Source organism: Bradyrhizobium sp. BTAi1, from assembly GCF_000015165.1.
In the GTDB taxonomy this organism is placed as follows: Bacteria; Pseudomonadota; Alphaproteobacteria; order Rhizobiales; family Xanthobacteraceae; genus Bradyrhizobium; species Bradyrhizobium denitrificans.
The window spans coordinates 5,223,499-5,235,562 of the sequence record NC_009485.1; the positions used below are offsets into that span (position 1 = coordinate 5,223,499).

15 protein-coding genes are annotated in these 12,064 nt (G+C 64.6%); 4 read left to right on the plus strand and 11 right to left on the minus strand.

The genetic code is table 11. The features are described from left to right. Positions 1-58: 58 nt before the first annotated feature. On the plus strand, positions 59-271 hold the full coding sequence (locus BBTA_RS23330) for a hypothetical protein (protein ID WP_012044976.1): 213 nt from the start codon (positions 59-61) through the stop codon (positions 269-271). A 61-nt stretch (positions 272-332) separates the two neighbouring features. Here BBTA_RS23330 and BBTA_RS41875 read toward each other — a convergent pair whose 3' ends face one another. Then, complete coding sequence (locus BBTA_RS41875; RefSeq protein WP_012044977.1) at positions 333-575, minus strand: GCG_CRPN prefix-to-repeats domain-containing protein; 243 nt, start codon at positions 573-575, stop codon at positions 333-335. 494 nt (positions 576-1,069) lie between these two features. On the opposite strand from BBTA_RS41875, the gene BBTA_RS23335 reads away from it, so the two are divergent. Further along, positions 1,070-1,255 (plus strand): hypothetical protein, encoded by a 186-nt coding sequence (locus tag BBTA_RS23335; protein WP_041751579.1) that lies wholly within the window; start codon positions 1,070-1,072, stop codon positions 1,253-1,255. 161 nt (positions 1,256-1,416) lie between these two features. Then, entirely contained in the window at positions 1,417-1,611 is a 195-nt protein-coding gene (locus BBTA_RS23340; RefSeq protein WP_012044979.1) for a hypothetical protein, read from the plus strand. Positions 1,612-1,640: 29 nt separating this feature from the next. Here the strand turns inward: BBTA_RS23340 and BBTA_RS23345 are convergent, their stop codons facing one another. The 4 genes from BBTA_RS23345 to BBTA_RS23360 form a co-directional block, all read right to left on the minus strand. Then, positions 1,641-2,087 carry a host attachment protein gene (locus BBTA_RS23345; protein ID WP_012044980.1) on the minus strand — a complete coding sequence of 149 codons (447 nt, stop codon included), beginning with the start codon at positions 2,085-2,087 and terminating at the stop codon, positions 1,641-1,643. A gap of 162 nt (positions 2,088-2,249) precedes the next feature. After that, entirely contained in the window at positions 2,250-2,663 is a 414-nt protein-coding gene (locus BBTA_RS23350) for a DUF3775 domain-containing protein (protein WP_012044981.1), read from the minus strand. 175 nt (positions 2,664-2,838) lie between these two features. After that, complete coding sequence (locus BBTA_RS23355; protein WP_012044982.1) at positions 2,839-3,315, minus strand: hypothetical protein; 477 nt, start codon at positions 3,313-3,315, stop codon at positions 2,839-2,841. A gap of 117 nt (positions 3,316-3,432) precedes the next feature. Beyond that, a complete protein-coding gene (locus BBTA_RS23360; protein WP_012044983.1) occupies positions 3,433-4,035 on the minus strand; it encodes a hypothetical protein in 603 nt (200 codons plus the stop codon). Positions 4,036-4,349: 314 nt separating this feature from the next. On the opposite strand from BBTA_RS23360, the gene BBTA_RS23365 reads away from it, so the two are divergent. Then, positions 4,350-4,733: a VOC family protein gene (locus tag BBTA_RS23365; protein WP_012044985.1), complete on the plus strand. Its 384-nt coding sequence runs from the start codon at positions 4,350-4,352 to the stop codon at positions 4,731-4,733. A gap of 14 nt (positions 4,734-4,747) precedes the next feature. Here BBTA_RS23365 and BBTA_RS23370 read toward each other — a convergent pair whose 3' ends face one another. The 6 genes from BBTA_RS23370 to BBTA_RS23395 form a co-directional block, all read right to left on the minus strand. Further along, positions 4,748-5,194 carry a hypothetical protein gene (locus BBTA_RS23370; protein WP_041751581.1) on the minus strand — a complete coding sequence of 149 codons (447 nt, stop codon included), beginning with the start codon at positions 5,192-5,194 and terminating at the stop codon, positions 4,748-4,750. A gap of 137 nt (positions 5,195-5,331) precedes the next feature. Continuing rightward, the gene (locus BBTA_RS23375; RefSeq protein WP_012044987.1) at positions 5,332-8,013 is read right to left on the minus strand and encodes a PAS domain-containing protein; all 2,682 of its coding nucleotides are present in this window, start codon (positions 8,011-8,013) and stop codon (positions 5,332-5,334) included. A gap of 112 nt (positions 8,014-8,125) precedes the next feature. Beyond that, positions 8,126-8,929 (minus strand): NUDIX hydrolase, encoded by an 804-nt coding sequence (locus BBTA_RS23380; RefSeq protein WP_012044988.1) that lies wholly within the window; start codon positions 8,927-8,929, stop codon positions 8,126-8,128. Between the two features lie 2 nt (positions 8,930-8,931). Beyond that, positions 8,932-9,885 carry a dihydrodipicolinate synthase family protein gene (locus tag BBTA_RS23385; RefSeq protein ID WP_012044989.1) on the minus strand — a complete coding sequence of 318 codons (954 nt, stop codon included), beginning with the start codon at positions 9,883-9,885 and terminating at the stop codon, positions 8,932-8,934. Positions 9,886-9,959: 74 nt separating this feature from the next. After that, positions 9,960-10,838 (minus strand): SDR family oxidoreductase, encoded by an 879-nt coding sequence (locus BBTA_RS23390; RefSeq protein ID WP_012044990.1) that lies wholly within the window; start codon positions 10,836-10,838, stop codon positions 9,960-9,962. Positions 10,839-10,982: 144 nt separating this feature from the next. Beyond that, the gene (locus tag BBTA_RS23395; RefSeq protein ID WP_012044991.1) at positions 10,983-11,843 is read right to left on the minus strand and encodes a MaoC family dehydratase; all 861 of its coding nucleotides are present in this window, start codon (positions 11,841-11,843) and stop codon (positions 10,983-10,985) included. Between the last annotated feature and the right edge of the window lie 221 nt (positions 11,844-12,064).

Genomic DNA, 12,064 nt, shown 5'->3' on the forward strand with positions numbered 1-12,064 from the left:
CGAATTTAACACGATTGCAGCCACGCTCGGTCATCCAATCATGGCGTGAGATGCAGTGATGAAGATTCAGATCAAGGCGATGTGCGAAGCAAACGGCTCCCTCCTTGCCGCCACCAGCTACGACGACACCAATGACGACGCTCGAACCAATGCGGTGATTGCGCTGCTCGAACAGGTGCTGGCGCGTGCCGAGAGCACCGACGAACAACGCCTGTTCACGTTGGACATCGAAGCCCTGTCGCCCGAAGCGCCCCGCTCGTCGAGCACTTGAACGGAGCGGCGCCGAACGATCTGCGCCGCTGCTGAAATGCGGGGGTGGTCCGCCCTGAGGATCACCTGATGAGACAGGCCTTCGCTCGTCTGCTCCATTTGAGGGCCGCTCCGCAGGGAGGTCTTGGCCGGGCGCCGGCAGGACACTCGTTCCAAACTGCCGCGCCAGTTTCCCAGCCATTCACCACACATCCGCCATTCGGCGCCACGTGGCAGCCGGGACCGCAGGAGTCGTTCGCCTGGGCGGGCTGAAGCCCCACCAGCAGCCCCGCGATCGGCAGCACCATCAAAAACTTCAATCTCATTTGCGCTCCATCCCGCGTCGAATTGCGAAGCGCAACAGAAACAACATCGCCCCTTCCGCGTTCCAGTGCTCGTTGCACTCCGCGCATGCTGCCTCGGCGCACGCGCGAGGGTTCATCAACCATCTCTGTGACGAAAGGCCGCGTCGCGAGCCGCGGAGCCGCCATCTTCCTTGCACGACAGGACCACAAGTCAGGCATCGAATTGGGCAGAGAATCAAGGGCGCGAGACGATTCACCATATGCGGGAAGACCGCTCGGTCCGGTAACCGGGCGCAAGGCGACAGTTACCACTTACGGCCCAAACAACAGCAAAGTCGGCACGGCCAAGACCATTGCAGAGAGCGGATTTAGGTTCAGAGCGAGAGCATCATTGCGGTCGAATTGACGCCTGCTCGTCCTGAATACGGCGGCGGCCTTCCGGAAGGACTGCCGAGTCGATGAGCATCTGGGGGGGGGACAAAGGATTGGCCGAGAATGAGGGAGCAACGGTCAACATGACGTCTCGTAAATTCACGGTGCGCGAAGCCATCGCCAGATCCTACCCGACCTGGGACTACGACATGGCCGACCGGCTGATCGCCTGGCTCGATCATTGTGGTTACGAGATCGTCGAAAAGAAGCAGCGCAGTCTTGCCCTGCATGCTGCCGACGAAGAGACCTCAGAGACCGTTGACGCATAAGGCCAGCCTCCGCTGTGGCTCTGCGGCGGCATTTCCAACGCCGGCAACCGAGCCTTTTGCGGCCAGCGGCAGGAACCGTCGCGTCACGCTGGGGTTAAGAAGACAGCCCCGAAAATTAGATGTGTTGAAGAATTTGCGTTCGATCAGCGAAGGAATCCAGGATGACTCGCAAGCTCACACCGCGCCAAGTCATTGCCCGCTCCTATCCCAGCTGGGACTATGCCATGGCTGACCGTCTCATCGCATGGCTCGATGAATGTGGTTACGAGATCGTGGAAAGAGGCTCGCAGCATACCGATGCGAGCCTGGTGCCCACCGAGCCGCAGTCCGTGCCGGAGGTCGCGCGGACCATGTAATTGCAGGGCGGCTGAAATTGAACGATCGATCAGGCCAGCAGCTGCTTCTCGATCTCGTAGACCGGGAGCTTCACCAGGTCCTTGTGGATCTCGCCGTGCAGCACCTTGCGCACGGCGTCGGAATAATCCGCCCGGATCATTCCGAGAGCCCGCGGTGACGCCACCATCGTCACAGCCTTGGTCTCGCCGCCCTGGACGGCGTGATGCAGGCGGTCCGCCAATTGCTTGAGGAAAGCGCGTTCGGATTGGTCATGCCAATCGGTCTGCTCGACCGAGCTCCGCATATGGCCGACGGACTGTTGCACTGATCCCGGGGCATCGGTTCCCTGTGCGCTGGTCCGTTCATTCACATGCTCATGGACTTCCTTGGTATGCAGGTTCGGAAACATGCTGTCTCCGATATTTTCGAGGATCAGCGCCTTGCGTCCGTCGCAAACCACGACCCAGTCACCGGTTCCTACCTTCATCTTGTCCATTGAGCTACTCCATCCTTGCCTCGCGCGATGCGCGAGCACTTCGCTTGCTATTCGTAGTCGACACGGGGCCGTGGGCGTGACCATGTCGTGGGCGGCCAACCCAGACCGCGCCAAGGGCTTCCGCTTCAGCGCAGCCTCCGCATCTTCTGACACGGCGCCGGATCAAAGGCTTTCTTCGAAATCCTCCAGGGACAAGCCGAATTCGGACAAGGCCTCTTCCAGGTAATCGCCCAGCATCGGCGTTTCGATCAGATAAGTGGCCGTGCGGTTGTTGTGTGCCTGTGCCGCCTGGGCGCGCAGCTCATCCCAATTGTCGAGAGAGCCGTCGCCACGGCCGAGCCACATCAACGCGACCAGATCGATCTGTTCGTCGACATTCAGCCCCCTGATGAAGCTGACGAGCTCAGAGCGATCCGTGGTCGCGCCTCGGCCGCCGGTGCCAGGCGCGGAATCGTCGTCTGTCAGATCGGCCAGCAGCTCGGGTTCGGTGGCTTCCATCTCATATTGATGGATCTTCGTGACAACGAAGGCGACCTTCTCTGGCGAGATCGAGAGGTTGGGCGGGGTTGCGGTCATGCGGCGTCTCCGTAGGTCCGAGGGCAAACGCGCCTGGTCCTCATTGGAGATGACGCTAGGCGCTCTGAAGCGAGCGCACTTTGCGCAAGATCAAGGCAGTCTGGCGGCGCGTACACGCCCCTGGCGACCAATCAGCGATCGCGCTCGGCAGCGACCAGCCGGCATCGGAAGCGTCTTACCAGGTCGAATTGAACAGTCCGAAATGCGGCTGTTGCGCCACCAGAATCATGGGTTTGCCGGGATGCGTCTTCGCAACCTTCCGCTTCTTGGCGTCTGCCGGCCTGGCTGCGGTTTCGGAGCTCTTCATCGCGCGCGCCGGCGGCTTCTCGACCGCGGCTGCCGTGGGCGCCTTGGCCTCGGCGACATTCAGCTGCGCATAGGCGTCGCGGGCAGCGGTCTTCGCGGGTTGAGCGGTGGCCACAACCGCCGGCGGCTCGACCGTCGCAACTTTGGTTTGGGCTGGCGTCGCAATTGACGTATCGATGACGATCCGCTCCGGCCACTTCCGGGTGGATTGGATACGAACCGGCGGCAGATCCGCTGCGGAGGTCAGGCTGGCTGGGAGAGGTACGCTGGGAAGCACCGCGTCCGCGAGGACCAGCAGCGCGAACAAAGTTCCGCCGACAAACAGAAAATAACGCAAGATAGGCATAATTTACCGCTCCGTCGGCGCGCCCTCGGCCGACTATCCACCTAACGGAGGACCATGGAAGTATGTTCCCGGGCAAACCGACAGGTTCAAGCACCGCCGGAAACTAGCGCGACATAATTAGATTTTCGTCGCTGCAACCAGCGCGCATTTTGCCGAGCTGACGTTAACGTTGACAAATCCAACATGGACCCCCACGAAGGTCCGGCGGCCCCCTGGCTTCACTAGGCCGGGGACGACACGCCTTCGCGCGGTGAGCGGTCCGCCGTCATCTCTGCCGAAAGCGCAGTTGATCTCAACATCCTTGATCGCGAATGGGTGGGTATTCCGCAGCGTGAAGGTGACGAGCGCCCGCGATCCCAATCCGCCCCGCCGCCACGACTGGGAGCTGATCCGAACGCCCGACAGGACGGATGAATCCTGCAAGCCGGGCTGCGCGGCCGAGGTGAGTCTCGCATTGGCGTCCAAAACGCTGCCGCCTGGGCTGGCCGCTGACGACAGCGGCGAGCCGATGCTCGTGCCGGAGCCGCCCGCACCAACCGTCACCGCCAGCGGCAAGCCGTGCGATGTCCCTGCCCCGTCCTCATCACCCGCATCGGCGTTGCTCGCCTGATCCGACGTGAGCGGGGCAAGGCCGACATCGGCGGTCTCAGCGTCATCGAGGGACATCATCAGCAAGCCCGCCGCCACGATCACGCCTGCGAGCGCGGCAAGGCCGAGCAACGCCGGTCTCCAGGGAACCTGCGGTGCAATTTGCCGAGTAAGCACCGGCGAGGTCGCACGTCGCAGCAAAACAGAAAGACCCACGCTCATGTCCGCCCCATGGCTGCCGGTCAGGACTCTGAAACTTTCAATCTGCAAACGTCGGCAGAGTTGCACGCAAAACCGACATTTGGAGGGCTGGCCCCGGCCACCGGTTCGATGACCGGACCGGACTGGCGCAGCCGAGGTCGAGCCGATAAACATCGGGATCGTTGCCGATGCAGCAGCTACGCTGCTACGTCCAAAGACGTTTCACTTTTTGAGAGATCTCGACGATGTTGAATGTCACCTGGGACCATATTCACCTCCGCAGCCCGGACCCTGAAGCCACGGCCAACTGGCTGCATGACGTTCTCGGCGGCGAGATCATTCGCAATCCCGGCCGCATCGATGTCAGGCTGGGCGGCGCCAGCGTGTTCATCGCCAAGGTCGAGCCCGGTGACGGCGTCCATGAGCCCCCAAAGACACCCTATCAGGGCCTCGATCATTTCGGTCTCACCGTAACGGACATTGACGCCGCCGCCGCGGCGCTGAAGGCCAAGGGCGTCACCTTCACGACCGAACCGACCACGATCCGTCCGGGCGTGCGCATCTGCTTCATCCGCGGCCCTCAGGGTATTTCCATCGAGCTGTTGGAGCGCGACAAGAAATACACCTGAGCCGCGGCACATCGCTAAGTCATGCTGCCGGGCATGAAGCAGCGGATCGAGAGGCCCTGATAGCCCCGCATCGGCCAGACCATCGTGCGGCCGACCCGGTTGGGCTCGGTGATGACGGCCTCGTCGGGCACGTCGAGCCATTCGCCTTCGATGCGCACGCGGTAATGGCCATTTCTGCTTTCCCAATCGACGTCGCTGACGGCGCTGCCGTCAGCATCGGAGCAACAGGGACCCTTTCCGCTTCGCAGCCCATCGAACCAGGCCTTCAACTCCGGCGACGAGTTCGCGTATTGACCGCGGTCGCGCGCCAGCCCAGGTGGCGCGGAAAGTGCGATCAGCAGAGCTGCCCCCGTCATCTGGATGGGAGGCGTCCTGCACTTGTCCCGCCATCGCGCGCGGCGCGTCGTCCCGGGCTCAATTCGATGCGGCTCATGGCCGCCTGACACGATCCATTTGCTCATTGCCGTCTGGTCCATCTGCTCTTGCACCACCCAAGGGTGCGCGGATGGCGATGCATCAACCGGGCCAGTTTGCGATTCGATCGCGGCTTCGTGAGAGTCAATCCGGGGTCTTACGCAGGAGATCGAGGTCGATCGGCCTACTCGGCCGCCTGCTCCAGCGGCGCGACACGCGGCAGGACGATCTGGATGCGCGTCCCCGCCCCGGGCTCGGACTCGAGATCGAGCCGTCCGCCGAGACGATTGGTGACGATGTTGTAGACGATGTGCAGGCCGAGGCCGGTGCCGCCCTGATCGCGCCGCGTCGTGAAGAACGGATCGAAGGCGCGGCGCCGGACGTCCAGGCTCATGCCGCAGCCATTGTCGGAGAAGATGATCTCGACATTGTCGCGTCCGGACTCGCGGGCCTGGATCTCGATCGTGCCTCCCCGGCCATCCGGGAACGCATGCGCGACGGCGTTGAGGAAAAGGTTGGTCAGGACCTGGCCGTAAGGGCCGGGATAGCTGTTCATCACCAGATCGGGCTGGCAGTTCACGTTCAGCGTCAGGTTCTGCTTGCGCAGGCCTGGCCGCAGGCTCAGCATCACCTGCTCGGTGAGATCGGCGAGATCGAAGGTCCGCTGGTCCGAATAGTTGCGGTCGGCCGCGACCTGTTTGAACGACTGGATCAGCTCGGCCGCACGATTGAGATTGGCGACCAGTTGCCCGGCCGCGTTGCGACTGGTCTCGATGAACTCGTTGAGGCTCGAGCGGCGCAGTTCACCGCGGCTCACGGCCTCGCTGAAGCGCTCGGTCTTGCGCTCGAGCGCGGAGGCCACCGTCAGGCTGATGCCGACGGGATTATTGACCTCATGCGCGACGCCCGCAACCATGCGCCCGAGAGCGGCGAGCTTCTCGGCTTCGATCAGCGAGGCCTGCGTCTCGCGCAGGTTCCGGAGCGCCGTTTCGGCAGCCTCCTTCGCCTTGCGCATTTCCAGCTCGCTTTTCTTGCGTTCGCCGATGTCCAGCGCCACCGTGACGATCTTGTCGACCTCGCCATCGGCATCCAGCAGCGGCAGCTTGTTGACCAGCCATTGCCGCATCACGCAGCAGGAATCGAGGTACTCCTCTTCGTAGAATCCGAGGCCGGCCTTGGTCGCCAGCACGCGCTTGTCGTTCGAGTCGGTCTTGCTGGCGCCGTAGCGCGACATCAATTCGCCGGTGGTGCGGCCGAGCGCATCCTCCGGCTCGACATTGAAGATGCCGGCCATGTAGCGGTTCATCAAGACGTAGCGCAGCTCGCGATCCTTGACGTTGATCACCGCCGGCACCGTGTCGATGACCTGCTGCAGCAATCGGCGGCCTTCGGCGATGGCCGTCTCGGCGCGCTTCTGATCGGTGATGTCGCGAACGACGCCTTCGTAGCGCAGCACCTCGCCGCTCTCGTCGCGCACGACGGTGGCGCTGTCCGACAGCCAGCGGATCTCGCCATTGCGCCGCCGCACCTGGTACTCGAACTCACGCACCATGCCATCGCGCTGCATCAGCTTCTGATAGCGCTTGCGCGCCAGCGGGTGCACATAGATGGTGTCGGCGATGTCGCTCACGCTCTGGATCAGATCGCTCGCCGAATCGTACCCCATGATCCGCGCCAGCGCCGGATTGGCATTGAGCACGAGCCCGCTCGGCGTGGTCACATAGATGCCGTCGATCGAAGCCTCGAACAGCTTGCGATAGCTCTCCTCGGCCAGCCGCTGCTCGGCCAGCGCGCGCACCGCCGCCTCGCGCGCGGCGTCGGCGTCCTGCAAGGTCTGTCGGAACACCTCCGCGGCGCGGGCGATGTCGCCGATCTCGTTCTGCACGTCGGTCTGCGGAATCGCCGTCGACTTCTCGCCTGCGGCCAGCGCCCGGATCGAGCGAGCGATCGAGGCCAGCGGCCGCACCGTGCGGCGGACCACGAAGGAGGCGGCGAAAATGCCGATCAGAACCCCGGCCGTGCCGAAAATGATGCTCTGCCATTTGGTCTCCGCCAGGGTGCGGGCGAAGTCGCGCGCCAGGACCTTGCCCTGGCTCGCGCTCAGCGCCCGCAGCAGCTCGGTGACGCGGCCGATCAGCCGGCCTTCGATGCCCAGCACCTCCTTGTCGAGCCGCGCGATTTCGTCCTCGGTGCCGGCGATGGCGATGATCGCCTCGGCGTAACGATCCGCTGCCGCGCGCAGCGCCTTGTCCTGGATCGGTGTCGCGCGGATACTGCGCGCCGCCTGCTCGGCGCCGGCCGGATCGCGCGCCAGCAGCGCGGCGCCGATCTGGTTCTGCACCTTGAACAGCGCCCGCGCGGTGTCGCGCTCGGTCACGCCCGCGATCGCCTCCTCGAAGCCTTCGCGCGCCGCCGGCAGGCCGGACAGCAACTCGGCGCGCTGTGCGATCAGCGCGCTGATCCGGTCGATACCCTCGCGATAATTGCTGAGCCGCTGCGCCACGCCATCGATCGTCGCCTGCTGCTCCGGCGCGAGCTGCAGGCGCGTCTTCTTCAACAAGGCGCTGAGCTCGGTCGCCGCCTCCATGACGCGGTCGGAGCGCGAGGCTGGATCCGTGACGAAATCGCGCGCCGCGAGCCGCAGCTCGTTCATGCGCTGATCGATCTCCTCGGCGAGATCGCCGACGCCCTGCAGCCGCTGCAGCTCGGCAAAGGTGGAATCGATGTGGCGAATGGCGATGACGCTCGCCATGCTGGTGGCGGTGATCACGGCGAGCAGCAGCAGAAAGCTGCCAAAAATCATCCGACCGATCGTCATCGATCGGAGCGAACTGCAGGCGGTGCCGAAATCAACTGGTTTACTCATGGGTCCGGTGCTCGGAACCGCAATATATACGAGCCGCGATGCGGCCAACTGAACATATCAGGAACAGAACCGATCCGCACGCACTCCGCAAGACGAAAAATGGCGTGTGCGGTTAACCGGCCGCACCGAATTCGAAGATCTCCCCATCATAGCCGGCCTCCGGCGGAATGCGCAGCTGCCGGCCGCCATCCGCGGTCTTGGTCATGACCGGCATGACGGTGACGATGTCCATGTCCCGGGCCGCCGCGAGTGCATCCGCCACCGCCGGCTGCTTGCCGAGCCGGATCAGGTTGCGGGTCGTCGGGAACGGCAGCTTGAAACGGCCATCCTCGCCGCCCGCGAGCGCCTCGCGCGGCGAGACCCAGATCGAGTCGGTCGATTCCCGGCCGTCATGGGCGCCGAGCTGGTCCGGCGGCGCTGCCGCCAGGAAGAACCAGGTGTCGAAGCGCTTCGGCATCCCCTCCGGGGTGATCCAATGCGCGTAGGGCACCAGCGCATCGAGCGCCAGCACGAGGCCATGGCGCTCGAGCACTTCGAGGAAGCTGACCTTGCCTTCGCAGAGCGGCAGCCGGTGCGCGGCCTCGATCTCGCGCGCCGCCGCCGCATCGATCAGCGCGCCAGAGCCCCTGGCCCGCGCCAGCAAGATGCCGCTTTCCTCGAACGTCTCGCGGATGCCGGCAATCCGGAAGCCGAGCGCCTCGGCCTGAACGGCATCGCCGCCGGCATAGAGTTCGGGCATCCCGGCAATCTCGCGGTCGCCCTTGTCGACGCTGCCGCCCGGAAACACCAGTGCGCCCGAGTTGAACTCGATCTGATGGTGACGCACCATCATGAACACCTCGATCTCGCGGGCGGCTGCGTTGTCGCGCAGCAACAGCACGGTCGAGGCGGGACGGACGGCGGCAATGTCGGCCATGGTCACTCCGCGGCGCTGGCGTGGGGTTGCAGATTGGCCCGGGCATCGTAGCGTGCGACCCGCGACAGGAGATAGTCGACCTCGGCCTTGGCTGCGGCGCTGATGCCGGAGGCCGGCTTGCGCTGCGCCGCGGAGGCGATGGCGCCGCGCTTCTGCAGCACGTATTTGCGGACGGCGAGCCCTGCCCCCGGCTGCTGCTCGTAGCGCACCAGCGGCAGATGCGCATCGAACAGGTCATGCGCGGCATCGCGTTTTCCGGCCTGCGACAGCTTGACGACATCGACCAGCATTTCCGGGAAGGCATAGCCGGTCATGGCGCCGTCGGCGCCGCGGTCCATCTCGAAATCGAGGAACAGGCCGCCATTGCCGCACAGGATCGACAGCGGCCGCAACGACCCGTCCTTCTGGAACGCACGCAGCGCCGAGATCTTCTCCAGGCCCGGCCAATCCTCGTGCTTGAGCATCACGCAGGAGGCGCTGTCCATGACGATCTTGCGGATCACGGCCGGCGTGAACACGACCTGCTGGGTCAGCGGATAGTCCTGCAGCACCCAGGGAATGTCCTCGCCGATCGCATCCTGCGCCTGCTTGAAATAGCCGGTGATCTGGTCGTCGGTGCGCAGGCTCGGCGGCGGGGCGATCATGACGCCGGCAGCGCCCGCATCCATCGTGGCCCGGGCCAGCGCGCGCATCGTCGCAAAGCCGGGCGAGGACACGCCGACGATGATCTGCAGGTTTTTCGCGCGCTTGACGAAACGGATGGCAACCTCGGCGGATTCAGCCGCATCGAGTTTCGGTGCCTCGCCCATGATGCCCAGCACGGTAATGCCGTCACAGCCCGCCTCGGCGTAGAAATCGACCAGGCGGTCGATCGAGGCCTCGTCGATGCGGCCGTCATCGTGGAACGGCGTCGGCGCGATCGCGAAGGTGCCCTTGGCGGCGGCGGTGAGTTTCATCGTCAGCTCTCCAACATCTCTGGTCTCAGTCCGGGTTTGCGCCAGGCGCAGGCCGGAATGACCATCTGAATACATCAAAACCGCCGGGCGGACTTTTGAATGTCGGCCTCCGAAAAGAATATCTCCTCTGCATGAACAGCGATGTCCTCGGGCCGCCAGGCCGAGGATGGCGGCTTCCAGCCGTCCATTTCCATCATGCGCAACTCGCGCACGCCGCGCGGGCCGGAGACGCCGAGCACCTTGCCGGTCTGATCGCCGGAGAGGTGGCTGACCATATACAGCACCGCCGGCGCGATGCCTTCGGGCGTCAGTGCGGCGCCCGGATTTTCCTTGTAGCGCGGCAGGTCGGCGGTCATCCGTGTCAGCGCGCCCGGCGCCAGGGTCCACACCCGGATGTTGTACTTGCGGCCCTCCACCGCCAGCACGTTGGACAGGCCCCAAATACCGCCCTTCGCCGCGCCGTAATTGGACTGGCCGAAATTGCCGATCAGCCCGGAGGTCGAGGACGTGTTGACAATGACGCCGCCGCCATTGTCGCGCATCCAGCGGAACACCGGCAAGGTACAGCAGAAAGTGCCTTTGAGGTGGACCTGGATCACCTTGTCCCAATCGGCCTCGCTGGACTTGGCAAAGGTCTGGTCGCGCAGGATGCCGGCATTGTTGACCAGAATGTCGGCGCGGCCGAAATGCCGGATCGCATCGTCGAACACCGACTGCCCGCCCGCCATGGTCGAGATGTCAGCGCCATTGGCGACGGCGCGGCCGCCCTCGGCCGTGATCGCGGCCGCCACCTGCCCGGCCATCGACAGATCCGAGCCGGACCCATCACGCGGGCCGCCGAGATCGTTGACCACCACCGCCGCGCCCTCGCGCGCGAACAGCCTTGCATAGGCCTCGCCGAGGCCACCACCAGCGCCGGTGATCAGCGCCACCTTGCCGTCGAGCAGTCCCATGTGTGCCTCCGCAGAGCTGTTTGTTGTTCTCCGTCATGGCCGGGCTTGACCCGGCCATCCATCTCATGAGGAGGCATCGCGTGGATGCCCGGGTCAAGCCCGGGGCATGACGACAACAAACAGGCGAGCCTCACATGCCAAGCATCATCCGAGCACGGTTTTGCCGTTCTTGATCACGGTGACGTTGCGCGACTTCACGCGCGCCTCGAACGAGATCACATGGCCGTCCTTCCACAGATCGACCGTCACGGTCTCGCCGGGAAACACCGGCGAGGAGAACCGCGCGGCGTGCTGCCTGAACGCCGAGGCATCATAGTCGGCATAGGTCTGCAGCACGGCGCGGCAGGTCAGGCCATAGGTGCACATGCCATGCAGGATCGGGCGCGGGAAACCGGCGCGGCGCGCAAACTCAGGATCCGAATGCAGCGGATTGCGGTCGCCGCACAGGCGGTAGATCAGCGCCTGGTCGGGCCGCGTCGAAATCTCGACGCTGCGATCGGGCGCGCGGGAGGGCACCGGATGCGGCTCCGGGATGCCGCCGGAGGGACCGCCAAAGCCGCCATCGCCACGGGCGAAGCGCGAGGCCACCAGGGTCGCCAGCGGCGCACCGCTCTCGTCGCGCAGGATGGTCTGATGGCGAATGACGGCGCCCTTGTCCTTGCCCTTGTCGGACACCGCCAGCACCGAGGAATCGGCGGTGATCTTCGCTGCCACGGCGAGCGGCTGGTGGAACGTGATGTCGCGCTCGCCATCGACGACCAGCACGCGGTTGAGCTTCATGTCACCCGGGCCTGCGCCCCAGGCGGCGACCGAGGCGAAGGTCGGCACCACCTTCAGCGGCCGCGGCTCGGCGGTGGCCTCGTTGACAAAGGCAAGCTCCCTTTCATCCATCGGGTCGGCGCCCATGCCGATGCCATAGGCGTACAGCATCACCTCGCGATCGGTGTAGGCATATGGCTGCCCCATCGCCTGCATCGCCATCAGCTCATCGTAGTTGATCGGCATGTTGTTGGTGTCCTCCCGGAAACGCATTCTTCGTAGGGTGGGCAAAGCGAAACGTGCCCACCATCTTCATCGCGGTAGAACGGTGGGCACGGTGCTCCGCACCCTTGCCCACCCTACGACGTCATGCCTCTCCCATGACTCGTGGCACTCGCCGCTCGATCCCCACCGTCATTGCGAGCGACGCGAAGCAACCCAGAGTTTCGCCCGCGACTCTGGATTGC

Excerpts from the sequence above, each read along its gene's own strand:
- BBTA_RS23330 (WP_012044976.1), top strand. The coding sequence starts at position 59 with ATGAAGATTCAGATCAAGGCGATGTGCGAAGCAAACGGCTCCCTCCTT.
- BBTA_RS41875 (WP_012044977.1), bottom strand. The coding sequence starts at position 575 with ATGAGATTGAAGTTTTTGATGGTGCTGCCGATCGCGGGGCTGCTGGTG.
- BBTA_RS23335 (WP_041751579.1), top strand. The coding sequence starts at position 1,070 with ATGACGTCTCGTAAATTCACGGTGCGCGAAGCCATCGCCAGATCCTAC.
- BBTA_RS23340 (WP_012044979.1), top strand. The coding sequence starts at position 1,417 with ATGACTCGCAAGCTCACACCGCGCCAAGTCATTGCCCGCTCCTATCCC.
- BBTA_RS23345 (WP_012044980.1), bottom strand. The coding sequence starts at position 2,087 with ATGGACAAGATGAAGGTAGGAACCGGTGACTGGGTCGTGGTTTGCGAC.
- BBTA_RS23350 (WP_012044981.1), bottom strand. The coding sequence starts at position 2,663 with ATGACCGCAACCCCGCCCAACCTCTCGATCTCGCCAGAGAAGGTCGCC.
- BBTA_RS23355 (WP_012044982.1), bottom strand. The coding sequence starts at position 3,315 with ATGCCTATCTTGCGTTATTTTCTGTTTGTCGGCGGAACTTTGTTCGCG.
- BBTA_RS23365 (WP_012044985.1), top strand. The coding sequence starts at position 4,350 with ATGTTGAATGTCACCTGGGACCATATTCACCTCCGCAGCCCGGACCCT.
- BBTA_RS23370 (WP_041751581.1), bottom strand. The coding sequence starts at position 5,194 with ATGAGCAAATGGATCGTGTCAGGCGGCCATGAGCCGCATCGAATTGAG.
- BBTA_RS23375 (WP_012044987.1), bottom strand. The coding sequence starts at position 8,013 with ATGAGTAAACCAGTTGATTTCGGCACCGCCTGCAGTTCGCTCCGATCG.
- BBTA_RS23380 (WP_012044988.1), bottom strand. The coding sequence starts at position 8,929 with ATGGCCGACATTGCCGCCGTCCGTCCCGCCTCGACCGTGCTGTTGCTG.
- BBTA_RS23385 (WP_012044989.1), bottom strand. The coding sequence starts at position 9,885 with ATGAAACTCACCGCCGCCGCCAAGGGCACCTTCGCGATCGCGCCGACG.
- BBTA_RS23390 (WP_012044990.1), bottom strand. The coding sequence starts at position 10,838 with ATGGGACTGCTCGACGGCAAGGTGGCGCTGATCACCGGCGCTGGTGGT.
- BBTA_RS23395 (WP_012044991.1), bottom strand. The coding sequence starts at position 11,843 with ATGCCGATCAACTACGATGAGCTGATGGCGATGCAGGCGATGGGGCAG.